This window comes from Spirosoma aerophilum, assembly GCF_054782495.1.
Window position 1 is genome coordinate 75,759 of record NZ_BAAGSJ010000001.1, and the last position, 24,246, is coordinate 100,004.

Consider the following 24,246-nt stretch of genomic DNA (forward strand, 5'->3'; position numbering starts at 1 on the left):
AATTAAAACGCCCGACTCAGCGATGAGTCGGGCGTTTTTTGTGTGCTAAAAGTGATAGGTAGTCCGCATGATGCAGAGTTTGTCAAAGGCGCTACGGTCTATTTCTTTTTAACCGTTTTGGGGGCTACTCGCTTGGCAGAAGTTGAGGGAGCAGGTTTGGCGACTGGCTTCCCTACCGGTTGACCGGGTGTAATGTCCAGATGCTTAAGAACCAAATCGGTAATATTATTTTCAGGAGCCACGTAGAGTATATCGGACGAACTGCCGGTGTTCAGGATGTGGGTGTACCCATTTTGTTTGGCAACCGAATCAATGGCCTGCTGGATCCTGGTAATGGTTGGTTCGACCAATTGCTTGTATTTATTCCGTATGGCTTCGTCGGAGGACCGGCTAAACTCCTGCATACGTGCTTGCAAGCCCTGCAATTCGGTTTCTCTATCCTTTCGGATAATGTCTGTCATTTGGGCCGCACCTTTTTGATACAGGGCATACTTGTCCTGAAACTCTTGCTGCATCCGTTTAAGCTCATTTTGCGTCTGCGTTTGCTGCTTTGATAAGAGGGTGGTTATTAGCTGATTTTCGGGCGTTTGAGACAGGATATAATCAACTCGTGTATAACCTATTTTTACCATTTGGGCGTTTGCATTCAAACAAGCTACTAACAAAAGTCCGGCAAGCGTGTAAATAAACGTATTCTTCATGTATCTGATAGGTTTGTTCCAAATAAGACAAGTGTACTACTGAATTTGCGTTGTATACGCACAAAGCCATAAAAGTAGCGGGAGTAAAGCGTCAAATTTAGTGATAGGATCGCGCATTGATTCATTAAATAGTATTAAGTTGAACCCATCCAGATACCACCTTTCCCTACCCATCAATCCATACGCCAATACAACAGGCGTTTATAACTGATTACGTTTCAGATAAACCATGTCCCGACTGTTAAATACCTTCCTCCGCCTGTTCTTTATTGCTCTGCTGGTTGCCGGCCTGATTGCCATCTGGGAACAGATTCGCGGCAATACCTTTATGAGCCGATTTCGGCGGGGCGATTCCACCACGCAAAGCATCGTGCTTAAAGAGGTGAAGGCCCTGGGAAAACTGGAAACGGTTAAATACACCTTCAAAGACATTGTCGAGCATGAACAGGTAAATACCTTTCTGCCCAATGCCAACGCCATTCTGATCGTGGAAGGTGAAGCAACGGGCTGTATCGACCTGACCCGGATTAGGCTCGATGACATTGCGACCGACGGCGATTCGGTTACGGTCAACCTCCCGAAACCGGAACTCTGCAGCTGGAAGATAAACCACGAGCGATCGCGGGTGTACGATACCCGATTCTCCTTTCTGAACGATACACAATTGGTGAGCGACGCTTACAAAAAGGCCGAACAGCAGGTAAAACAATCAGCGCTGAACGGTGGTATTCTCGACCAGGCCCGGCAAAATGCCACCCAGCTACTTCGGCCGCTACTGGAGCGCATTTCGGGCAGAAAAGTGGGCCTAACGTTTCAGGATCAAGCAAAATAGTACATGATCCACATCATGGCACTGGTTAATAAACCCGCGTAGAAAATGTCGGACTGATAGAAAGGAACCGGGTCGCTCTCCCGTTTCATGTACCACGTAAACAAAGCAAATGTGAGGCCGGCAGCCGGAATGGCCGCTTGCTGTGGTGATAGAATATTCAGGAACACAAGAGCGAAAATGGGCAACTGGATGGCCAAAAACCGGAGTAAAGCGCTGCCGATGCCATGCACGGAAACGGTCATGTCGTGGGTTTTCACTTGCCCGGTCCGATGGTTGAAGTACATGCTCAACAGCGCAATCATCACCGACCCAATCACAAAGATCAGGAAAACACGGTACAGGAAATTGAGTGTTTCGCCAAACGTATCGCGTACCCAGGCCGAGTTAACCAGCACATGGTCGTACAGCCAGTCGCAGCCAAAGCCAATGAGGGGCGAGCTAATGAGCACAATGACAGCCGCCTTCGGATTAGTCTTTTGCCAGAGTACACCCCAGAAAAAGACAACGACCAGACCGGGCTTCAAATACGAGGTTTGATTGGCCAGAATCAGAAAGAAGTTGTCCGACGAATTGGGGTCGAAGGTGGAGTAAGCCAGCCCCGTGGCAATGGCGCACATCAAAAAAACCCCCGCCTGCCCAAACCGAACCGTCAGTCGATCTGACGCATTGGTTTTTATGTATTTGCGATAGACATCATAAGCCAGCATTGTCGAAACGGAGTTCATCATCGAGTAAATAGCCGAAAAGATCGCGCACATCAGCCCGGCTAATATCAGTCCCACAAAGCCATAGCCCACCGGCACCACGGTTTTCAGCAGCATCAGAAACGTATCGTCGGGTTTGATGGTATTCTCGCCAAACCGGCTTCTGAACAGATAAAAAGCGGCTGTTCCGGCACCAATGGAGAAGAACGGGATGATCAGTTTCAGGAACCCGGCAACGATGGAGCCGAGTTTGGCATCCCGTTCCGTTTGAGCGGCCAACACCCGTTGCACCTGATATTGATTGGTTGTCCAGTAAAAGAAGTTCAGAATCGTGAGACCGGTAAAAATGCCCAGCCAGGGCAGCTTCGGGTGATTCGCCGGGAGATACAGATGCATTTTGTTGGCATCGGCATGATCCAGCTTGAGCAATCCGGTGAGACCACCAATTTCGGGCTGCATATAAGTCAAGGTGCCAATAAGCAACACCGAGATGATCATGACCACCGTCAGGATATTATCGGCAATCACCACCGATTCCATCCCGCCAAAGACCGTAAACAGGATTGTCACAGCGGCAATCACCAGAATACCTTGTAGGTACGTCGGTTCCCAGCTGGTGCCTTGAAACAGAATGCCCAGCGTCCGGCTCCCGATATAAAACCCGCCAATGAGCTGAATCATGATGAACGCAATCATCAGCACCGTGTAAACCAGACGGGTTTGACTACTGTAGCGGTTTTCGAGGAACTGCGACAGGGTAAAGAACTGCCGTTTCCGGTAGATGGGAATAAAAATGTAGACGAGAACCAGAATGGCAGGTACCGCCCATACTTCATAATGGCTCTGGACAAACCCAATCGAGTAGCCCACGCCCATCATGCCGATAATTTGCTGAGCGTGGATGTTCGTACCGAAAATGGACCCCGCCACGGAGTACCATTTCAGCGAGCGGCCCGCCATAAAGTACTCTTCGGAGCTTTTCTTTTTGACGCTGGAATACATACTGGCCGTTACTAGAAACAGCAGCAGCAAAACGACAACAACCAGATCTACGGTACTTAACGATTGAAGCATTCCAGGGATTTACAATAGACGGCTGATTTTTATGATCACTATGATTTGTAATGATTCTTAAACTTAATCGCCTTTTATACCCGCAGCTCACCGGTGGTAAGTGGGGTTACGGGGGTTGTAGCGGGCGTTCGGCCCTGCTCTACCGACAATTTTACGTTAGGCAGATGCGGTAGTACATGCTGGCCAAACAATTCGCATTCCTCAAGGAGCGGGTAACCCGACAAGATAAACGCCCGAATACCCATGTCCATGTAGCGGTTCAGCTTTTCGATGATTTGTGCCGGTGTACCAACCAGTGCCCCGCCACAACCCGACCGGGCACGGCCAATGCCCATCCAGAGCATGGGCTCAACAAAATCGTCGGGGTCGGCGTTGGCGCGAAGTTCGTTCTGCCGAAGCACCCCCGCCGACTGCGCATCCTGCGTTCGGTTTTTCAGCTGTTCGCCTACAGCCGCATCGAATTTCGACATCAGCGTTTTGGTATACGCCCTGGCTTCTTCCTCCGTTTCGCGCACAATCACGTGAATCCGAAGACCAAAGTCAATGGTGCGGCCGTGCCGGGCAGCCCGCTGGCTCATGTCCTGCATGGTCGCGTAGATATTGTCTTCCGGCTCGGGCCACATCAAAAACACATCGCAGTGTTTGGCGCACACCTCCTTTGAGCCGGGCGAAATACCGCCGAAGTAGAGGAGAGGGCCACCGTTTTGCTGGTAAGGTTTTACGGGGTCGGCCTTCATGCTGATTTTTCCGTACACCTCGCCCTCGAACTCGATCCGATCCTGAGTCCAGCCCTGTTTCAGAATTTCAATCACTTCTTCGCAGCGCTTGTACCGGAATTCGTGATCTTCTTTTAAGCCGGGCAGGTCGGAGTTGATGATGTTGATCGTCAGCCGCCCCTTCAGCAAATGGTCGAGGGTGGCAATGTGCCGGGCCAGCATAGGCGGGTGAATCTCACCGGTACGAACAGCCGCCAGCATCGAGATAGTATCGACCTGAGGGGCCATTGCTGCCGCAAAGGGAATGACTTCCTGCCCAACAATATAGGATGTGGGTAACAGGATATTCTCGAAACCCAGGCGGTCGGCCGTTTTCATAATATCGGCACAGTGTTCGTAATTGCTGCGCCGGTCGGGGTCGAGGGTACCCAGAAAGGCCGTATCACCCCCGCACAGATCATCGAACCAGGCTACTTCGCAGATTCGTTTTTCGGTTCGGACAGGTACGGAATTTATCGGATCGTTGAGCATATTCTAACGAATTCTATAGCCACCCCTCCGGGTCAGCCTTACCTATTTAGGGAAGCTTATACCACTTAACCTCTTTCAATGGCGCACGCCGGAACGTGTTCAGGTTAACGGCGGTTTGTGGACCGTAATTCTTTTCGAGGTAATCGAGCACCACTTTTTCTGACTCGCCCAGATCCCAGAGTTTGTGGTATTTCTGCATCCAGCGAATGCGCTCCTGCCAACCCGCGCGGGTAAACCGGTGCTGTAGAATAAGCTTCGACGAATGGCAGGCCGTACACTGCGCTTTCACCATCATCAGGTTGGCGTCATTGATCATTCCCGATTCGGGATCAATCCTGGCGGTGTCGCTCTTTACCACCTGCGTCTTCGCCTGCATCGGTCCGTAGGCAGCCCGAAAGCTGACCAGACTGATCAACAGGCCGGTTAGGAAGAGAACTGATTTTATTGTTTTCATTTGGTTCGGTCTGTTTTATAGCCATATACTGTTTTCCTGTCGACCGGAAGCGAGAGCATTAGGCTACTTTTACGGCTATGCGGTGGCAGGCATTGTTCAAATACCCACCGGGATTCCATTGCGGAATAACCATGGGCTGCATAATCCCATTGCTATCGGTTGCCCGTACCCACACTTCATAGTAACCCGTTTGCGGAAAGGTCACCTCCGTTGTCCAGTGCTGCCAGGCCAGCCGGTTTTTGGGTGCCTGAAGTTTACATTTCTGCCAGGTGGCCCCGTAGTCGATTGAGGTCTGAACATCCTGAACCGACTTATCACCCGCCCAGGCATGACCCCGTAGCTCCAGCGTTTTCCGGCCTTCCAGCATGGCCCCGGTCTTAGGGTAGGTGATCATCGACTTAACGGGCATCGACTCAATGATGCGGAAGTTCTCGGGTGTTTCGGCAATTTTTTCGCCGGGTTGCACGGGCCGGATGGGCATCTTATAACTGTGCCCTTCCATTTTAGCGCCGTCATGAATTTTGTCCCGAACGGCTATCGTATGCAGCCACTTACCCGACACCGAAGCGGGCCAGCCACCAATGACCAGCCGCAGCGGGTGGCCATGTTCCAGTGGAATATCTTTACCGTTTACGGCCCAGGCAATGAGCGTTTCGTTTTCCAGCGCCTTTTTGATGGGCACCCCGCGGGAGATGGCCACTTTGGTGGGGTCCTGGCTCAGATGGGGATCTTTACCGTAATAACCAATGTAAACCGCATTTTCTTTCAGCCCGACATCTGCCAGAATGTCTTTTAAACGAACGCCCGTCCATTCGGCACAACTTACCGCACCCTGATCCCAGGGGTTGCCCGTCGTCTGGGGTTCATAGCCCGCACGACCGTTGCCGCCACACTCAAGCACCAGCTGATAGGTATGCGGGGTGAACTTTTTCTTAAGATCGTTGAGCGTATAAGTTTTTGTCGACTTCACCGATTCGCCTTTAATGGTGAGCGTCCACTTGGCGGGGTCAATTGGTTCGGACGGAATCAGGCCGTTATTACGGATAAACATCTTCTCAACGGGCGTAACCGCATCATCGAGCAAATGAATGGGTGACTCCACGTTCCAGGGTTTATCGCCCAGCACTTTCATATCGGGACTTTTGCTTTTCAGCGGGTCATAATCGAAAGCTAAAGGAGTATAAAACGCAGGTATATGGTCTGCGAAAACAACGTGGGTACCCACTAAGGTTGTCAGCGTAGCCAGGGCACTTTTCCGGAGAAACCCGCGCCGGTCGTGAATCTGATCGTGCATAGATTCAATTAGATTTTTTTGAGTAGACAAAGTTGGCGAATAGTGACGAAAAATAGGTAGCTGGTCAAAGCAATATATACGTTCTTTCATTTGTGACGAAGCGGCCGTCAGTCGTAAAAGGCCGTAAGGTCATTATTCCTTTCTGATATAGCGTATTTAACAGTTTTTAACCAATATCAGCCTTGAAATGGCGTTTTTACTACATCGATCGTTAACTGTTTATGCCTTATGAATACCTCGTCGCCAACCGTCAAAAATGGAGATTTATTAATTGCCGAACCCTATATGGGCGACAATAACTTTGAACGCAGTGTCGTACTCGTTTGCGAGCATAATGCTGTTGGCACGTTTGGGCTGGTACTGAATCAGAAAACCGATATTCACCTCAGTGATGTCATTGAGGATATTCATACCGATTTACCGCTCTTTGTTGGCGGCCCCGTTCAGCAGAATACGCTGCATTTCATCCACCGTCGGCCCGACCTGATCGATAATTCGATCCATGTCGTCGATGACCTGTACTGGAGTGGCGATTTTGAGCAGATCAAGCAGGCCGTCAATCTGGGCACCATTACCGAGCGGGACATCCGGTTCTTTATCGGGTACTCAGGCTGGAACGAAGGGCAACTGGATAATGAGTTGACCCAGAAAGCCTGGATTATCAGCCGGATTAAAGCGGATTTCCTATTCGATACGCCAACGACGGAATTCTGGCGCGAAGTGCTGAAACGCAAAGGAGGTGAGTACCGCTCCATTGCTCATTATCCCGTTGATCCGCGGCTCAATTAACGGCCTCGCTCATCCAGTTAACGAATCTTAACAGCCATTTCTTAACTTTTTTCACCAATTTTACGCGGTCCGACGGTTCGGGCGGTCCGACGGTTCGGGCGGTTCGGCAATCCGGGCAGTCTGACGTTTCGGAGATAAATCGTTATTGCAGGGTTAACGACCTTCCAACAGTTCCGCATGTATACATATCGTTTTCTACTTTTATTTGCTTTATTAACCTCTCCCCTGCTCACGTGGGCGCAAAGTGATAAACCGGTGGGCGGCCATTTTGGCGTTAAAGTGGGGGCCTCGTTCACGCAGGTCGCTATCTCAGGAACAAGCGTCAATATTCCCAAGCGATCGCTGGAGCCTCATCTGGGTGTTATGTACCGCTACCGTTATCATAAGGTCGTGCTCCAGCCAGAAGCGCTGCTGGCCGTTAAAGGCGGTACATTCCAGCAGGAACAGGTGGGAGGCCGGTCAACCACGAAGCAGTCTTACTACTACGCCAGTCTGCCCCTTTTACTCGGCTACATACCTACCGAGGGACTAACGATTCAGGCGGGGCCCGAGTTTAGCTACGCCCTCAACCAGAGTGCAACGAGCGGTCCTAACGCGCAAAATGACATAGGTGCGGTCGTTGGGGTACACTACGATTTTCTGGATATGCTGAACAAGTTTAGCCTGCACGTTCGCTATGTATATGGCTTTACCAATGTTTCGCCCGAAGCAACAGCTTCCTACTACAACCGGAATCTACAGGTATCGCTCGTCTATAATCTCTTCCCGAAAAAGAAGAAATAAATGTATTGACTAGATAGTTACCATGCTTTCCCATTTCGGTATCATACTGCTGTTCATTCTGGGGGCGTTTGCGTTCATCGCGATCGTGCTTTTTGTGGCACGTTTATTACGGCCTAACAAGCCCAATATCGAAAAGAACAGCACCTACGAGTCGGGCGAAGAACCGATTGGTAACGCCAACATACAGTTCAACATACGGTTTTACGTGGTAGCCCTGGTCTTTGTGCTGTTTGATGTGGAGCTGGTCTTTCTGTTTCCCTGGGCTACGGTATTTGGTCAGGAGCGATTTATTCAGGCAACGGGGGGACTGTGGGGTTGGTTTGCGCTCACCGAAGCCATTTTGTTCGTCGTCGTTCTTGCGCTGGGACTTGCCTATGTATGGGCAAAAGGTTATCTTGACTGGGTAAAACCACAGCCTAAAGTACCATCGATAGAAACCAAAGTACCCGCCCAATTATACCAACAGGTAAACGAGCGCTACAAACGGTAAGGCAATGCATACTTGTCTTGGCAGGCTCATTTGTGTGGCTATCTGGCCCGCTACTGGCTCAGCAACCGTTTGAAACGGTATACCGTATCAAAGTCGTTACTAAAAGCGGAGAGCGCTATCGGGGACTCCTGTCCGACATTACCGATTCGAACGTATACCTGGGGAAAAGCTTACCCGGAGCGGTTATACCCTTAAGCGACATACAAAAAGTGGTACTGCGCCGGAACAGTAAAAAGAACGCGCTGATAACGGGAGCCAGCATAGGTGGACTTGTGACAGGCTTTGCCGCTTTTCAGTCGTTGAAAACCAATCAGGCGCGTACACTTGTTACGTATGGACTCACCCTCACGTTTGCGGCTGCCAGTGGGGCGGCCGCCGGTATGCTGGTCGGCTCCGGCATTGGTAATTTGAAGAAGATCGTCATCCGACCGGTAGCGTTTGCGAACCCGGAACAAAGCTTATTTCGGCAACTGGAACCCTTCACGACGCGTTATCAGGAGGACGTGATTAAACGTTTGCCATAAACTTATCAGGAACAACCATGACACCTCAATCAATAAGTGATAAAACCGGTGAAGCCAGTGTAATCATGATGCACTCCGAAGACCTGCTCAACTGGTCGCGGGAGAAGTCGATGTGGCCCATGAGCTTTGGGCTTGCCTGCTGTGCCATTGAAATGATGCAGGCCTTTGCGGCCAGTTACGACCTCGAACGGTTCGGTATTTTCCCGCGCCCTTCCCCCCGCCAGTCCGATATTATGATTGTGTCGGGGACGGTTACCTTTAAAATGGCCGACCGTATCCGCCGTCTCTACGAGCAGATGGCCGAACCTCGTTACGTTATTTCAATGGGCTCATGTTCTAACTGTGGCGGCCCCTATTGGCAGCATGGCTACCATGTGGTAAAAGGGGTCGATCGAATTATACCAGTCGATGTGTATGTACCAGGTTGCCCTCCGCGTCCTGAAGCCCTCATTGACGGCTTCCTGAAATTACAGGAGAAGATACGGACCGAACACCCTCTTTCGACGAAGGCTCTTCCAGAATAGGGATATGAACGCTAGCCGCCTGGCGAGATTACGATTAACTTAAAAATGCCTGTTGAACGATTTTTAGCCAGCTGATACCCCTAGCCCTGAACCATTGATCTAAAAAACGTGAATTCAATCCAGACCTCCTTCCGGCAAATGCTACAGTCGTCCAGACTTCTGTGGCTGATTTACGGTGTCACACTGGCTCTGGGATTAGTCGTTGCGCTACCCTTTTACAACACCCTTAAGGCAGAAGATCAGGATTCGATGGCTTTTTTGAATTTGCTGAACGGGTTTGACTATACCATTTTTTCAGACTTCATGCATCGGAGCGCCCAGACCCTCTCCCCTCTCTTGAGCGTTGGGCGCTGGTTAGGGCTGTTATACATGGTGCTGAGTGTCTTTTTTGCGGGTGGCATTCTGCTTCGCTTTTCCCAGCCCCACAACTATTTTAGTAATGGCCTTTTCTGGCAGGGGTGCGCGCATTATATGGGAAGGTTTATGCGGCTCTTCGGTGTTACCCTGCTGTTTGTGGTCGTGGGCGGTGGTCTCTGGCTGATTATTGGCTCTCTGGTCAGTGTGGCCGTAAACGATTCCTTTACCGAGCGCGGGCTGTTCTGGATCGGGGCTGGCTTCTTTGCCCTGTTTGCCCTGACAGCCACGTTATTTCTCTGCATTGGCGATTACGCCAAGGTCATCATGTTTCGGGAAGATGAAACGAATGCTTTTCGGGCGTTTGGCCGCGCCGGTCGACTCGTCCTACAGAATCCCGGCCGGACGTTTGGTCTCTACGGGTTGCTGATTCTGTTAGGAACCGCCCTGTTTGGTATCTACTTTCTGCTCGATGAAGTCATTACGGCCAGCAACTGGCTGACCATTAGCATCCTGTTTCTCATTCAGCAAACGCTGATTTTTGCCCGTGTTGGCTTAAAGGTCTGGTGGTTAGGAACCGCCTACGTAAGTTATCAAACGCTGCCTAAACCCATTCCTGTTAGTCTGCCAGTGCCTGTGGTTGTTCCAGCGAACGAGTCAGATGGCGAAATCCCATTAAGTCCTGTTGAGTGATACGCCTGTTGGCAAAACACAGCGGTTACCTGATCACTACCTTACCAATTCCACTGAATGCCCCATTTAGCCAGAATCATCACCGACAGAACGGTGTAAGCGGCCAGCGCCAGATATGTTCTGGGATTCATGAATTTAGGAAAAAATACAGCAAGTATGTAGCCTAAGAAGGGCCAGGGATGAACGAGGTACCGATCGAAAAAAGGGTGATTCCCACCAACAAACGCCTGCGAAACGAAAAAGGCAATCACAAAAACGATTGAAAACACCAGACCACGATCCGTAAAATCCCCTCGTTGGCCATACTCGATCAGTCGCTCCGTAACAAATGCCAGACTCAGCAGACTTAACGTGTAAATAACAAACATACCCAATGAAAGCGCCAGGCTTCCGTGCGCCGTTAACCACGCCAGGGTATGTTCAATGGGGCCGCTGAACACGTCATTCACAGACGACGAATCGTGGAAAAGATTAATTCTGAGCACAGCCAGTACCAGGCTTACCCCCAATGAAAACAGGAGTACATAACGGGTTTCTTTCAATCGCCATTGTGCATTGACCAGCACGGCCGGTGCCATATAGATACCAATCAGCGCCAGAGAAGAAACCGGCCGGAACGCATTAAAACTAACGCCCGATCGCAACTTCGACCATTGGTGAAAAGCAGGTGGTGTGAGTCCGCCCCACAACACGATCAAACCCACCAAAGGCAACAGGCTTACGGCTATGGACAGGTATAATAACACCTTGTTGGTTGTTAGGCTTTTCAGGCCTTGCTGCACAAAATCCTTCCAGTCGGAAACGAAAAGAACCACTGCCAGCGCTGGCAGCAGCGGAATGTAATAGAAACGGGAAATGGTGGTAATACCCAGCAACAGGCAACCCAGAAAAAAAGGCAGCAAACGCTGAAAACGGGAAATAGACAGGAACAACAATCCCGTAAACAGAAAAATAAACGATGGCCCTTCCGTCATGACGGTTGAGGTGCTCAGAAAAAAGTAGGGAAATGCCAATGTAAATAAGGTAGCTGCCAGCACTTTCTTCTGTAAAGCCGTCGAAAGTGTTTGCAGATGCATAAAGGCCCAAACGGCCAGCAAGGCCAGCACCGCACAGGTGATTAACCGCAGACCAACGTACGTAATTCCGGGAACCAGCCACATCCAGAAGGCAAACCAGATATGACTGGAAACCCCCGTTGGGGGCACATGATTGTATAATGTATCCAGGTCTACACCAAACCGGGCAAAAGGCTTGCTGGACTCCATATGAAAATCCTCATCCATAACACCCCATTTAACCACAACAGCGAGTACGGCGGCAATGACTAGATAGACAAGGCAACTGGTTAAAAAATACTGACGGTAGGCTTTCCGGTCAGTATGTACAGATGTATGCGATAGATTGGATTCAGCGGTTGATAGTTTCATCAAGCTCTTTAAAAATGAATTGGTCAAAATTAATAGATTGCCTGTTAATCGACACGGTTAACCCATTTGTTGTTTGGTCCCTGACAGCCAATAGAAGGGAGCTGTTCTGATCTAATGAGGCCCACCTACACCGTGTGCGTCTTCGGCGTGTATGCGGTTGGAATAATGATTCGCGTTGTCTACCGCTTTCTACACAATCTTCTTTGGTCATTTCGTATAATTGCAGAACTGTTTCGCCCTTTAATCTTTGATTTTGCCGTATGGCTGTTCCTACTGTCTCGTCTAAACCGACATCTTCTCATACCAGTTTGTTTGGACTGCCCGTTATCGTGGCCGCTCTGGGTTACTTTGTTGATATTTATGACCTGCTGCTTTTTGGTATTGTTCGCGTACCCAGCCTGAAAGACCTTGGCCTCACTCCCGACGAGATCTCTACGGTGGGCGCCAGTATCCTGAACTGGCAAATGGGTGGGCTACTGCTGGGCGGTATTCTGTGGGGTATCATTGGCGACAAGCGTGGACGGCTTTCTGTTCTGTTTGGCAGCATCATTACGTATTCCATTGCCAACATCGCCTGCGGCTTTATCAAGCACGTTACGTTCATGGACCCGACGACCTACTATGCCCTGATGCGCTTTGTAGCGGGTATTGGTCTGGCCGGAGAGCTGGGTGCGGGCATTACGCTGGTCAGCGAAGTCTTGCCGAAAGAGAAGCGCGCGATTGGCACATCGCTCGTGGCGGGTATTGGTTTGTTTGGCGCGGTGGTTGCCTACTTTACCGTTAAATGGTTCGACTGGCAAACAGCCTTTCTGGTTGGTGGCGGCTTAGGTATCGGCCTGCTGTTACTGCGGGTAGGTGTGGTCGAATCGGGCATGTTCAAAAACGTGACGGACCAGAAACACGTCAACCGGGGCGACTTCCTTTCCTTTTTTACCAACGCCAACCGGTTTAGCCGCTACATCAAGTGCATTGGCATTGGCTTACCCACCTGGTTTGTGATCGGCATTCTGGCTACGTTCAGCAACGAGTTTGGGAAGGCGCTGGGCGTTGCGGAGGAGATCCAGCCGGGCCTCGCCATTATGTGGTGTTATGTGGGCCTCGCCGTGGGTGACCTTTCCAGTGGCTTCATCAGCCATGCGCTCAAATCCCGCAAAAAAGGAGTTGCCTTGCTAATGGCCGTTGCGCTGGTCTTCAGCCTGATCTATCTGTTCACCGGCACCAAGTCGGCCACTATGCTGTATGGGCTTTGCCTGGCAATGGGCTTCGGAATTGGATATTGGGCTATGTTCGTGACCATTGGTGCCGAGCAGTTTGGGACGAATATTCGCGCTACAGCCGCCACTACAGTTCCCAATATGGTGCGCGGGCTGGTCATTCCCATGACCCTGTCGTACCAGGCCCTTAAACCATCGCTGGATATTATCAACGCCGGTGCCGTTGTCGGGCTGGTCTGCTTTATTCTCGGTTTCTACTCCATCCTGACCATCCCCGAAACCCACGGCAAGGATCTGGATTATTTAGAAGAGTAAATTGAGAGGGAGAAGGGACGAGAGGGAATAAAGGGACGATGGAAAAGGCTATACCTATCATCCTCTTTTCTTCCTCTCCTCCCCTTCGTCCCTTTCTCCCTCTTTTCCCTTTACCTCCTCCCTCATTTCATGCAAACCCTCTCCCCTCCCCGCATTTCGTTTCGTCCATTATTTGCTCTGCCCGTTATTGTATCGGCCTTAGGTTTCTTTGTGGACGTATACGACATGCTGATTTTCAGTATTGTTCGGGTGCCGAGTTTGCAATCACTGGGCCTGTCTGAAGCGGAGGTTTCTCAGGCAGGAACATTTATTCTTAATTGCCAGCAGGCAGGTTTGGTGATCGGTGGTTTTTTGTGGGGTGCCCTGGGCGACAAACGGGGGCGCATGTCGGTGTTGTTCGGCAGCATCGTTACCTATTCCCTAACCAACATCGCCTGCGGGTTTGTGCAGGATGTAAATACCTATGCCTTGTTGCGCTTCATTGCGGGTGTAGGTTTATCGGGCGAAATTGGGGCGGCCATCGTTCTCGTCTCCGAAATTTTGCCGAAGAATATCCGCAGTTATGGCTCGTCGATCGTGGCGGGTATTGGCTACCTGGGGGCGGGTGTCGCTTACTTCACCGTCGAGTACTTCAACTGGCGAACGGCTTTCTGGGTTGGTGGCGGCATGGGCATTGCGCTGCTGCTCCTGCGGGTAAGCGTGTTCGAATCGGGCGTGTTCAGCCGTATGAAGGACAAGCACAAAGAAGTGAGCCGGGGTAATTTTCTTTATTTCTTCAGCAGCTGGCCACAGGCCGTCAAGTACCTTCGCTGCGTGTCGGTGGGCGTTCCCACCTGGTTTATTGTCGGTATTCTGGCCACGTTTGCCAACGAGTTCGGTCAGGCGCTGGGTATTGCGGAAGTCGTGAAGCCGGGGCGATGCGTCATGATGGTGTATGTCGGGCTGGCGGGTGGCGATTTGCTGAGCGGCCCGTTGAGCCACTGGCTGCAATCGCGTCTGAAAGCGATTACGGGTTTGTTGATCTTCAGTTCCCTGTGTAGCGGGGTGTATCTGTTCGGCGGCATTCACACCGCGGGCGGCTTATACGCAATCTGTTTGCTGGCGGGCTTTTGCACGGGCTACATTGCCATGTACCTGACCATGGTAGCCGAACTCTATGGCACGAACCTGCGCAACACAGCCACGACCTCCGTACCCAGCGTAGTGCGGGGCACGCTGATTCCGATGACGCTGCTTTTTCAGGCCTTAAAGCCGTCGATGGGGACTTTACTGGCCGCCGGGTTGCTCGGCATCATCGTTTATGGGGTAACCTTCTGGTCGCTAAGCCGGATGGATGAGACGTTTGGGCGGGATCTGGACTACGTAGAATGAGCCGGAACCGCTCATCATTTTTCTTAACCGTTGCTCCAGAACGACAGCGTTGACGGGGCCTCTGTGCATCATTGGGTTGACAGCTAAAGGTAATCACTTAAACAGATCAACCCAATGAAAACTTCCTTCAAATTACTCGCCAGTGCCCTAGTCTTATCGCTCACCATAGCCGTTTCATCGCCCGTTTTGGCCGAAGACCCCCACGGTCAAAACAAAGTATTTGCGGCCGTCATGTTTCCCGCAGCTAAAACATCGACACTCTGGTTGTGTCTGGAAAAGTATAAATCAGAAAGTAAGATTGACCTGTCGCTCGTTAATGAACGGGGTGAGCTGCTGTTCCATGAAACGGTATGTGGTAAGAAAAGCAAACAGAATGCCTATCGCCAGAAATTCGACATGAGTGAGTTGGGCGATGGCACCTACACCTTTCGTATATGGGCGGGCGATCAAAAAGAAGAACGCACTTTTAAGATCACAACGCCATCCGTAGCAGAAACTCAGCCTACACGACTGATCGCCATTAAATAAGGTAATCTACTGATACACAAAAGGCGCGGAATGGACTCCGCGCCTTTTGTGTATCAGTAGATTGCATGGTTATCCTGGTCGTTGGCCTCCAAAGCAACACTTGTTTGACAAATCTTGAAATGATTTTATCCTAGAGTAAGCCTATTTGGAGAAATAATTGCTTTTTTACAGGCTAATTGATGAAACTAACTTCCTGCGTGTTGCAATGAACCAACTTAACCAAACAGATTACATAATTTTCTTTCTGTACTTCATTGGCGTATCCTCTTACGGGTACTGGATTTACAAACGAAAACAGACGACCAAGCTTGAGACTAAAGACTTTTTTCTGGCTGAAGGATCGCTGACCTGGTGGGCAATCGGAGCCTCCATGATCGCGTCGAACATCTCCGCCGAGCAGTTCATCGGTATGTCGGGTAACGGCTTCACCTTTGGCGTTGCTATTGCCGTTTACGAGTGGTTTGCGGCTCTGGCCCTGATTATTGTGGCAGTCTGGTTTATGCCCATCTACCTCAAAAACCACATTTACACCATGCCGCAGTTTCTCAAAACGCGGTATAACGAAACGGTTAGTCTAATCATGGCCGTTTTCTGGCTGTTCCTTTATGTATTCGTAAACTTAACCTCTATTCTGTTCCTGGGCGCGCTGGCCATCAGCACCCTGGTTGGGGGCGACTCGTTCCATGCGATTGTAATTGGGCTCAGTATTTTTGCCATCGTCATTACGCTGGGCGGTATGAAAGTAATTGGCTATACCGACGTAATTCAGGTAGCGGTTCTTATCATTGGTGGCCTGGTAACCTCCTACATCGCGCTTACGCTGGTGAGCCAGAAATTTGGCCTTGGCAATGATATTCTCGCCGGTTTCTCGTCGATGATGGCTGACGCGGATGACCACTTCCACATGATCTTTGAGAAGCCCGGTCCCAACACCTCGCAGGTCGACATCAACAAATACCTGACCCTGCCCGGTCTGGCGATGTACTTTGCCGGTATCTGGATCGTAAACCTGAACTACTGGGGCTGTAACCAATACATCACCCAACGCGCACTCGGTGCTGACCTGAAAACGGCCCGTACGGGTATCCTCTTCGCGGCCCTGCTGAAAATATTTATGCCATTGATCGTGATGTTGCCGGGTATTGCGGCTTACGTACTTTACAAGAACGGCAGTCTTCAGAATGAAATGGCACCGGGTGGTAAACTCCTTGCCGACAACGCCTACTCGGCCATTCTGTCGTTCTTGCCAAACGGCCTGAAAGGTCTGTCGATGGCCGCATTGACGGCGGCTATTGTAGCCTCCCTGGCCGGTAAAGCAAACTCGATCTCGACCATTTTCACGCTCGATATTTATCAGAAGTACATCAAAAAGGACGCTAGCCAAACCCAACTGGTGTGGGTTGGCCGGATCACTATTTTTGCCGCTATGCTGCTGTCTATCGGGCTCACCTGGCAGGATACGCTGGGTATTGGCCGCGAAGGTGGATTTACGTTCATTCAGAAGTACACAGGCTACCTGAGTCCGGCTATTTTCGCCGTGTTCCTGTTAGGCTTTTTCTGGAAGCGCACCACCGGTACCGCAGCCGTGGCGGGTATTCTGGGTGGTTTTGGCCTGGCCGTGCTGTTCAACAACTTCGCTCCATCGCTGTTTGGCAACGAAACCATTCTCTACACCGCGTATCCAAACGGAAACGGTGGGTATGAAATCCCTTTCCTGATCTGCATGGGCTGGGCGTTTGTGTTTACGATCCTGATGATGGTTGCCATTAGTCTGGTCGGACCGGCTATCAACCCAAAAGCATTTGTTATCGATTCAAGCATGTTCCGTTTGGCACCCTCTGCCACAGCGCTGGCCGTTATTATCGTGATGCTCATCACGGTGCTATACGTTCGGTTCTGGTAGAGATTTTTTAGGACACAGATTATACGGATGGAACGGATTTTTATGGATGAAGCTACTTAACGCTTCACCGTTATCCGTTCCATCCGTATAGTGTTTACTAATGTCAATAAACTATGCCCAACCTACTTCATCGTGAACTGACCGAAGCTATTATTGGCATCTACTATGATGTTTTCAATGAATTGGGCTATGGCTTTTTGGAACGTGTCTATCAGAACGCGATGTATGCAGAACTGAAAAATGAAGGATTTAACGTAACTGCTCAACAGCGAATCAAAGTGCATTATAAAGGTCTGCTAGTTGGCGATTACTATGCCGATTTACTTATCGACAACTATGTCATACTCGAATTAAAAGCTGCAGAGTCGCTCGCAGAAGAACACGAAGTGCAGTTACTGAATTACCTCCGAGCTACTGATGTGGAAGTCGGTCTGCTACTCAACTTTGGTAAAAAGCCGGAGTTCAAACGTATAGTCTATACCAACGATCGAAAGAGGTTAAAAACCGGCTAAGGCAACTATAATAAGTGAATTGCTATAGGAAGCAAATCGGTAACTATCTGTATAATCCGTTAAATCTGTGTTCCTTTTTGGTGCATTTGTCTGTTACTTATGCCAACATCTTCAATGTCACCCGTTTCGATACGCCCATTATTTGCCCTCCCCGTCATTGTGGCCGCCCTGGGCTATTTTGTCGATGTATATGACCTGTTGCTGTTTAACATCGTTCGGGTACCCAGCCTGAAAGAACTGGGTATGTCCGAAGCCGACATTTCCCTCATTGGCGGCAAAATCCTGAACTACCAGCAAGCCGGTTTATTATTGGGCGGTATACTCTGGGGAATTCTAGGCGATAAACGCGGACGCCTGTCGGTCTTGTTTGGCAGTATCATTACCTACTCACTGGCTAATCTGGCCTGCGGATTCGTACACGACCCTGAACTATATGCCTGGCTTCGGTTTGTAGCAGGTCTGGGACTGGCGGGTGAGCTGGGGGCAGGCATTACGCTGGTCAGTGAGATTCTGCCGCCTAATCTGCGCGGCTATGGCTCATCGCTGGTAGCCAGTGTCGGGCTGCTGGGTGCTGTTGTCGCCTACTTTACCGTGACGCTTTTCGACTGGCGGACAACCTACTTTATTGGTGGTGGACTGGGGCTTGGTTTGCTGGTGCTCCGGGTGAGTGTCCTCGAATCCGGCATGTTCAAACGAGTACAAGGCACCAATGTAAGTCGGGGGAATTTTCTGGCTTTATTCAATAGCCGGTCAAAGATCCTGCGTTACTTCCGCTGCATGGGCATTGCCCTCCCAACCTATCTGGTGATTGGTATTCTGGCCACCTTCGGCAACGAATTTGGCAAAGCCATTGGCCTTACCGAGTCCATTCAACCCGGCCGTTGTGTGATGTTTACGTATGTGGGCACCGTTATTGGTGATCTAACAAGCGGTATTCTGAGTCAATATTTGCGGTCACGCCGGAAAGCGATTGGCCTGATGATGAGCCTGACGTTTGTTTTCGTCGTGATTTATCTGTTTGGCGGCATCAACTCCACCGGTGCGTTTTATGGCCTTTGTCTTGCAATGGGTTTTGGTATTGGCTACATCGCCATGTTCCTGACAATTACGGCCGAGAGCTTTGGTACCAACCTCCGCGCTACGGCCACCACCTCCGTTGCCAACAATGTGCGCTCGACTACCCTGATCAGCATTCCGGCTTTCCAGGCCATGAAGCCTCACCTTGGTGTTCTGGAATCAGCCGCCATCGTAGCGTTTGTCTGCTTTGCACTGGGGTACCTGTCGCTGGCAACGATGGAAGAGACGTATGGCAAGGAGCTGGATTATACGGAGTAGTGCCCCATTGATTGTATGCTGATAAACAGTTTAAAAGTGCCAGACAAGTTGGGTTTGGATGCCAATACTGTACGAATGGTAACGGGTAAATTTGTACAGCAGATCATCGGCTGGCTGATGGTGACCCAAAGACTTGCTTGCTTTTACTGACAGATACTGACTTCTTTTGAAAACTTGATTTGAATGACCCGTTCATCGGTGGCCTGACCCGCGTTGATGATGATTGGATTGAAGCCATTGTAATCTACACCTGCTTCATAATCAGCATTGGGTTCCAGGCCAACCAGTTTGCCCTTTCCACTGGTCAGGAATGACTGCTGCCAGTTGTTTGTACCAACCTTGCGATACTTAACCCAGGCACTGGGCGTAATCTGTATGTCAGGTTTGTTCTCGCAGAAGGCACTGATGGCCACGTTGAGATCAATCAGGTTTGGTGGATACGTAACGCTAACGGTATGGTTGCCACAAAACGCACTGACGGTCGATGTGCCAATGAGTTTGCCGTCGGGCGAGAACAGATCGAGTCGGGCAGAACCCGCAAACGGTCTTGGAAAAGTAATTTTATTATCCGTCGTTGAGCCACTCTGATAAAGCTGATCGCCATTGTACAGCGCCCAGTTCAGCGGTTTTCCGTCTGGCTTGCCAGAAATGGCCCATTGCGCCCCATCGGCACAACTCGAACTCCTCGGCGACCAGAAAGCCAGATGATAACCCGACAAATGGGTAACGGGAATCGTCACATACAAGGCGTTACCCTCCTGCTTCACGGCAACATCCCGCTCGTAGGTCCATTCGCCGGTGAGGTCATTGTAGCTAAATACCGGCACCAGATCACCCGGTCTAATCTTCTGCCCCGTTTCAGGATTATTCAGGTTCTTCTCTAGACCCGCTTTCACCGTAATGGGCTGGCTGAAGGTCGAAACGACCTGACCGCTTGCATTGGCTAACTCAATGGCAATAAAACCTGCCGTGGCAAATGTGCCATCGGCGTTGGTGTTCCCCTGATCATCCTTGTTAACGCGCGTGGTAAAACCGCCCGGGAAAGCCCGCAATGATGTTTCCAGTTGGCTGGAAAACTCCGCTACCTGAGCGGTTAGATTACCGGCTACGGGCTGTCCCTTCGCATCTTTGAGCTGGGTGTTGGCCGGTATCTGCACCGTAACGCTGGAAGTCATCGAGCTATTGACGGGGGTTGTTATTGTTTCATCCGATTTGACCATACCCGTCGCTGACGTTTCAACCACATCCTGCCGGATCATGACCCCTGCCGCCGGAGCCGTTTCCTTAACCATCCGGATTTCGAACGGCTCCGGCTTGGCTTTATCAATAAACAGGTAGATGCTGGAAGCAATGTAACCGGGGGCATCGACTACAATTCGTAATTCGGCCGGTTTGCCTGCCGAAGCTACCGTACCTTTCAACCCCAGAAATAAGTCGGCTTTGGCACTTTTGAACGATGTTGTTGCCACGCCTTCATACGTCAGCACTCGGCTGGCATCCGGCCCGTAAATCGTCACCTGAATGGGAACCGTGAGCGAAAGACCCGTTTTAGCGTCGACAACCAGCCCTTGGAGAGCCGTGGGCGATGGCTCGTAGTTGATCTTGAATACCACTCCTTTGAGCGGATCAAGTTGTTGTATATCCTTGATGTCCTGACAACCTGCCACCAAAGCCGCCATACCGATTGATGCGGCTATTCCTTTTAACCGGTGCAGCACACCGATATATTTTTTAATAAGCATAGCTGTAGATTTAAAAACGGGTGGATACGAGGTTGTACGACAGGCCCAGGCTAATGACAGGGTAATATTTCAGCGGCTTCAGGTTATTTTCTATAACGGGACCCTGATCGCTGGAGGGCTCCAGCATACCCGTCGTAACGAACGTGATGGAGGGCGATTGCTGATAGAACAGACCGACATCAGCCGTGAACTTGAGTCGATTCCGTAGAAAAGGATGTCCCCAGCCAAGGCCCACATAAGGGGCGACTTTGTTAAAGTTAGCCGTACCACTCACCGTTCCAACCTGCTCTATGGTGAAAACCACGTCATTGAAGCGGACGTCTTTAATAGGTTTTCCGTTAAAGTTGAGCTGGTTAAGGTTGTAGTAAGCGCCCGTCGTCAGCCGAAAGCCAACCCGCTTAAACGGGAAATAATCGACCAGCATGTTGACGGATGATAACTTGACCGTATAATCGAAGCCGAGTTGAAGATTATCGCTGGCTTTACCCGACGTAAGGGTTCCCTGATACGTAAACGAGTTGATACCCGCCCGGACAACCACCTGCCGAAAAACGGATTTAGCTAGTCCAGCCCCAAAACCGGCCGTGCTGGCATGAGCCACCAGGGCAATACCCGGCCTGTAAACGGGTAATGGTGTGGGGGTTTCCCTGATTGATCTGGTTTGTCCAAAACTTATCAGTGATGATAAACTGAATAATAGAACTCGTATATAGAACCGCATAGTGGATAACCGTTTGCGGCAAGATACTCACTATATTTACATTTTACAATTTTCATAAACTTATAATTTACAGAAAAATCATTCGTTAAATTAAATGAGTCGTATTCACGCCGGACATGTCGTGTCGATTATAACAGCCCGGCCTTTTTATTGAACCAGGGGCGTTCCTGTTCCAATTGCCCGGCTAACCGAAATAGAGTGGCTTCATCACCCAGCTTAGCCGCAAACATAACACCAATAGGCAAACCATCGGCCGACCAGTGCAACGGTACCGACATAGACGGCTGCCCGGTCATATTGGTGATAACAGTAAAGGAAATGTAGGACAGCGAACGTTCGGCCAGATCGTTTACGGTTTTGCTGCCCTTCAGGTATTTGAGCCCCCCAACCGAATCGACCAGCTTTAACAGTCGCTGCTCTGAAGCCGTATTTTGGTACGTGCCCGTAGTGATGGGTGAACGAGGTAAAGTAGGTGTCAGAAACAGATCGTAAGTTTCGTGTAGCTGACCCATACTGCGGTTCAGGGTATTCCAGCGACGTTTTTGATAAGCTACATCAGCTGCGGAGAAGGCTTCTGCCAGACGGCCCTGCGCCCAGGTATTCAACTCCACATCGTCACGTCGGACAGGACGCCCCAGATAGTCACCCAGCTCGCGAAGGGTAGCCGCGGTTTCACTCAGAACGGTAACAAAAAAGGCTTCCGTTACCAGTGTCTGCTCATATGGCAAGGGGACTTCTTCTACCGTATGCCCCAGACTTTCAAGCAAACGAACGGTTTCAGTCACGGCCTTTACGCATTCCGGTTCAACGGGTTGCGAGGCAATGAGTGACTGCGTCGAAAAAGCAATGCGTAACTTACCGGGCTCCCGGCCAACCTCTTCCCGAAAAGGACGTTCCGGTGGTGCAATGCCGTAAGGATCACCCGCCAACGACCGATACGTCGGACCGCCCGCAATAACATCCAGCAATCCGGCACTATCCCGAACACTGCGTGTAACGGCATGGCCCACCACCGCACCATTCCACAGCTCACCAAAACGCGGACCGAGTGTCATTCGCCCCCGTGATGGTTTAAACCCAAACAGTCCACAGCAGGAAGCCGGAATCCGAATGGAGCCGCCCCCATCCGATGCCGATGCTGCGGGCACAATACCAGCCGCCACCGCAGCAGCCGATCCGCCACTCGACCCGCCCGGCGAATGCGTCAGTTTCCAGGGGTTGTACGCGGGTCCGTACAGTTTGGACTCGGTATACGGCGTCAGGCCGAACTCCGGCGTATTGGTTTTACCGAAAAACACGAGCCCGGCCGCTTTCAGACGTTTGACGGTTTCACTATCGGTTTCGGAAACATAATTCCGATAGCCAGCACACCCTGATTTCATAGGTGTACCGCCCCACTCCATCTCCAGATCTTTCAACAGAAAGGGGACGCCCCGAAACGGCCCGGTTGTGGGTAATTGACCAGCCATTTCCCGTCCCTTGTCGTACAAAGGTGTGACGATAGCGTTCAACTGGGAATTGACCGATTCGGCCCGGGCAATGGCCGTTTCCAGCAATTCAGCAGGTGTCACCTCACCCGAACGAACCAGCTCAGCTAAGGCCGTAGCATCGTGTTTGATGTATTCTCCAAAAGACAGGGTTTGTGGGCGGGACGTTTGCATACCAGGCTCTGAGTTTTGCGTAAGATACTACTCTTTCAATGTACGTCAGTAAACACTGGTCAAACATTTAGGAAACCCCTTCGGTTAGATTTTTACGTTAATCGCCATTATGCATCGTTCATTCCAGATTCAGCTTGCTACCGATAAAACAGCCACTGTGGTGACACACCTGCTGGCCATTGATGAAGTCATTGGTCTGGCCCTTTCTCCCGGCACATCACAGAAGCCGATAGGCGATGCGATATCCGTGCAGTTGCTCAATACAGGATCCGACAAAGTCTTACGCACACTGGCCGAATGTTGTGGCGACTCCCCTTACATGGTCAGTACCGCATTGACAGAAAGTATCATTGAGCCAAATCAGGCGGAGAAACTTGAAAACGATGCCGACGAAGCTATCTGGGAAGAGATCGAGTCCGGTATGCGGCATCAGGGCCGCGTTACCCCTAACTTCGTGATCCTGATGGGGTTGGGAGGCATTATGGCAACCATTGGCATCGTATCGGAGCCAACCCGCCAGATTATGCCGTTTGTGGCAGCCGCGATCCTTGCCCCGGGATTCGAACCCGTTGCCGGCATGGCCCTGTCGGTCGTATTGCAGCGCTGGCTGGTGCTGGGCAGAGCGGTAAAATCAACCCTGATTGGCTATACCATCCTGATTGCGGCATCTGCCCTGACGTTTCTCTTTTTACAGGCAATTGGCGAAACCAGTGTCCGTGCATTTGTTGCCAGCGACGAAGCACACCATCTGGCGCATCCAACGCCAGCCGACACGCTCCTGTCAATTTGTGGAACGCTGGCTGGTGCCATTATTTTGTCGTCGTTCCGAAAGAGTGTTATTGCCGGTGCGTTAATTGCCATGGTCATTATTAACGCAGCGGCCATGATTGGTATAAGCGTAGCAGCCGGTCGGTATGATCTGGCCCTGGAAGGTTTGCAGCGCTTTGGTTTCGATGTACTGCTGATCCTGTTATCCTGCGGTCTGGTATTCTGGAGCAAGCAACAATTTTTTCACCACCGCCGACCCGTGGCGTAAGAACTGATGGCGCGAGGC

At 50.7% G+C, this 24,246-nt stretch carries 23 protein-coding genes; 14 read left to right on the forward strand and 9 right to left on the reverse strand.

Features of this window, described 5'->3' with window-relative positions:
- Window positions 1-98: 98 nt before the first annotated feature.
- The gene (locus tag ACYVK4_RS00305) at window positions 99-701 is read right to left on the reverse strand and encodes an OmpH/Skp family outer membrane protein (RefSeq protein ID WP_461125484.1); all 603 of its coding nucleotides are present in this window, start codon (window positions 699-701) and stop codon (window positions 99-101) included.
- 229 nt (window positions 702-930) lie between these two features.
- Here ACYVK4_RS00305 and ACYVK4_RS00310 point away from each other — a divergent pair, with 229 nt between their 5' ends.
- Window positions 931-1,533 (forward strand): DUF4230 domain-containing protein, encoded by a 603-nt coding sequence (locus ACYVK4_RS00310; RefSeq protein ID WP_461125485.1) that lies wholly within the window; start codon window positions 931-933, stop codon window positions 1,531-1,533.
- On the opposite strand, the gene ACYVK4_RS00315 is transcribed toward ACYVK4_RS00310, so the two are convergent.
- From ACYVK4_RS00315 to ACYVK4_RS00330, 4 genes are all read right to left on the reverse strand, one after another.
- A complete protein-coding gene (locus ACYVK4_RS00315) occupies window positions 1,521-3,311 on the reverse strand; it encodes a sodium:solute symporter family transporter (protein WP_461125486.1) in 1,791 nt (596 codons plus the stop codon). The genes ACYVK4_RS00310 and ACYVK4_RS00315 overlap by 13 nt on opposite strands.
- A gap of 74 nt (window positions 3,312-3,385) precedes the next feature.
- Entirely contained in the window at window positions 3,386-4,558 is a 1,173-nt protein-coding gene (locus ACYVK4_RS00320; RefSeq protein ID WP_461125487.1) for an LLM class flavin-dependent oxidoreductase, read from the reverse strand.
- A gap of 46 nt (window positions 4,559-4,604) precedes the next feature.
- Window positions 4,605-5,012: a hypothetical protein gene (locus ACYVK4_RS00325; protein WP_461125488.1), complete on the reverse strand. Its 408-nt coding sequence runs from the start codon at window positions 5,010-5,012 to the stop codon at window positions 4,605-4,607.
- Window positions 5,013-5,070: 58 nt separating this feature from the next.
- The gene (locus ACYVK4_RS00330) at window positions 5,071-6,306 is read right to left on the reverse strand and encodes a sulfite oxidase (RefSeq protein WP_461125489.1); all 1,236 of its coding nucleotides are present in this window, start codon (window positions 6,304-6,306) and stop codon (window positions 5,071-5,073) included.
- Between the two features lie 228 nt (window positions 6,307-6,534).
- Between ACYVK4_RS00330 and ACYVK4_RS00335 the strand changes: the two genes are divergently transcribed.
- The 6 genes from ACYVK4_RS00335 to ACYVK4_RS00360 all read left to right on the forward strand — a co-directional run bounded on the left by ACYVK4_RS00335 (window position 6,535) and on the right by ACYVK4_RS00360 (window position 10,463).
- Entirely contained in the window at window positions 6,535-7,095 is a 561-nt protein-coding gene (locus ACYVK4_RS00335; RefSeq protein WP_461125490.1) for a YqgE/AlgH family protein, read from the forward strand.
- 177 nt (window positions 7,096-7,272) lie between these two features.
- Complete coding sequence (locus ACYVK4_RS00340) at window positions 7,273-7,878, forward strand: porin family protein (RefSeq protein WP_461125491.1); 606 nt, start codon at window positions 7,273-7,275, stop codon at window positions 7,876-7,878.
- Window positions 7,879-7,900: 22 nt separating this feature from the next.
- Complete coding sequence (locus tag ACYVK4_RS00345; RefSeq protein ID WP_461125492.1) at window positions 7,901-8,368, forward strand: NADH-quinone oxidoreductase subunit A; 468 nt, start codon at window positions 7,901-7,903, stop codon at window positions 8,366-8,368.
- A gap of 17 nt (window positions 8,369-8,385) precedes the next feature.
- Complete coding sequence (locus tag ACYVK4_RS00350) at window positions 8,386-8,892, forward strand: hypothetical protein (protein WP_461125493.1); 507 nt, start codon at window positions 8,386-8,388, stop codon at window positions 8,890-8,892.
- Window positions 8,893-8,909: 17 nt separating this feature from the next.
- Window positions 8,910-9,416, forward strand: coding sequence for an NADH-quinone oxidoreductase subunit B (locus tag ACYVK4_RS00355; RefSeq protein WP_461125494.1), 507 nt, complete (start codon window positions 8,910-8,912; stop codon window positions 9,414-9,416).
- Window positions 9,417-9,524: 108 nt separating this feature from the next.
- Window positions 9,525-10,463, forward strand: coding sequence for a hypothetical protein (locus ACYVK4_RS00360; protein ID WP_461125495.1), 939 nt, complete (start codon window positions 9,525-9,527; stop codon window positions 10,461-10,463).
- A gap of 41 nt (window positions 10,464-10,504) precedes the next feature.
- Here ACYVK4_RS00360 and ACYVK4_RS00365 read toward each other — a convergent pair whose 3' ends face one another.
- A complete protein-coding gene (locus ACYVK4_RS00365; RefSeq protein ID WP_461125496.1) occupies window positions 10,505-11,890 on the reverse strand; it encodes a hypothetical protein in 1,386 nt (461 codons plus the stop codon).
- Between the two features lie 260 nt (window positions 11,891-12,150).
- Between ACYVK4_RS00365 and ACYVK4_RS00370 the strand changes: the two genes are divergently transcribed.
- The 6 genes from ACYVK4_RS00370 (at window position 12,151) to ACYVK4_RS00395 (ending at window position 19,068) form a co-directional block, all read left to right on the forward strand.
- The gene (locus ACYVK4_RS00370) at window positions 12,151-13,419 is read left to right on the forward strand and encodes an MFS transporter (RefSeq protein ID WP_461125497.1); all 1,269 of its coding nucleotides are present in this window, start codon (window positions 12,151-12,153) and stop codon (window positions 13,417-13,419) included.
- Between the two features lie 129 nt (window positions 13,420-13,548).
- Window positions 13,549-14,790, forward strand: coding sequence for an MFS transporter (locus ACYVK4_RS00375; protein WP_461125498.1), 1,242 nt, complete (start codon window positions 13,549-13,551; stop codon window positions 14,788-14,790).
- A gap of 114 nt (window positions 14,791-14,904) precedes the next feature.
- The gene (locus tag ACYVK4_RS00380) at window positions 14,905-15,318 is read left to right on the forward strand and encodes a hypothetical protein (RefSeq protein ID WP_461125499.1); all 414 of its coding nucleotides are present in this window, start codon (window positions 14,905-14,907) and stop codon (window positions 15,316-15,318) included.
- Window positions 15,319-15,523: 205 nt separating this feature from the next.
- Complete coding sequence (locus ACYVK4_RS00385; protein ID WP_461125500.1) at window positions 15,524-17,221, forward strand: sodium:solute symporter family transporter; 1,698 nt, start codon at window positions 15,524-15,526, stop codon at window positions 17,219-17,221.
- 113 nt (window positions 17,222-17,334) lie between these two features.
- Window positions 17,335-17,733 carry a GxxExxY protein gene (locus ACYVK4_RS00390; RefSeq protein WP_461125501.1) on the forward strand — a complete coding sequence of 133 codons (399 nt, stop codon included), beginning with the start codon at window positions 17,335-17,337 and terminating at the stop codon, window positions 17,731-17,733.
- 99 nt (window positions 17,734-17,832) lie between these two features.
- Window positions 17,833-19,068, forward strand: coding sequence for an MFS transporter (locus tag ACYVK4_RS00395; RefSeq protein WP_461125502.1), 1,236 nt, complete (start codon window positions 17,833-17,835; stop codon window positions 19,066-19,068).
- A gap of 143 nt (window positions 19,069-19,211) precedes the next feature.
- Here ACYVK4_RS00395 and ACYVK4_RS00400 read toward each other — a convergent pair whose 3' ends face one another.
- The 3 genes from ACYVK4_RS00400 to ACYVK4_RS00410 form a co-directional block, all read right to left on the reverse strand.
- Window positions 19,212-20,810: a hypothetical protein gene (locus tag ACYVK4_RS00400; RefSeq protein ID WP_461125503.1), complete on the reverse strand. Its 1,599-nt coding sequence runs from the start codon at window positions 20,808-20,810 to the stop codon at window positions 19,212-19,214.
- Window positions 20,811-20,820: 10 nt separating this feature from the next.
- Entirely contained in the window at window positions 20,821-21,531 is a 711-nt protein-coding gene (locus tag ACYVK4_RS00405; RefSeq protein ID WP_461125504.1) for a hypothetical protein, read from the reverse strand.
- A gap of 128 nt (window positions 21,532-21,659) precedes the next feature.
- Window positions 21,660-23,192, reverse strand: coding sequence for an amidase (locus ACYVK4_RS00410; RefSeq protein WP_461125505.1), 1,533 nt, complete (start codon window positions 23,190-23,192; stop codon window positions 21,660-21,662).
- A 109-nt stretch (window positions 23,193-23,301) separates the two neighbouring features.
- Between ACYVK4_RS00410 and ACYVK4_RS00415 the strand changes: the two genes are divergently transcribed.
- The gene (locus ACYVK4_RS00415) at window positions 23,302-24,228 is read left to right on the forward strand and encodes a DUF389 domain-containing protein (RefSeq protein ID WP_461125506.1); all 927 of its coding nucleotides are present in this window, start codon (window positions 23,302-23,304) and stop codon (window positions 24,226-24,228) included.
- The last annotated feature ends 18 nt before the right edge of the window (window positions 24,229-24,246 follow it).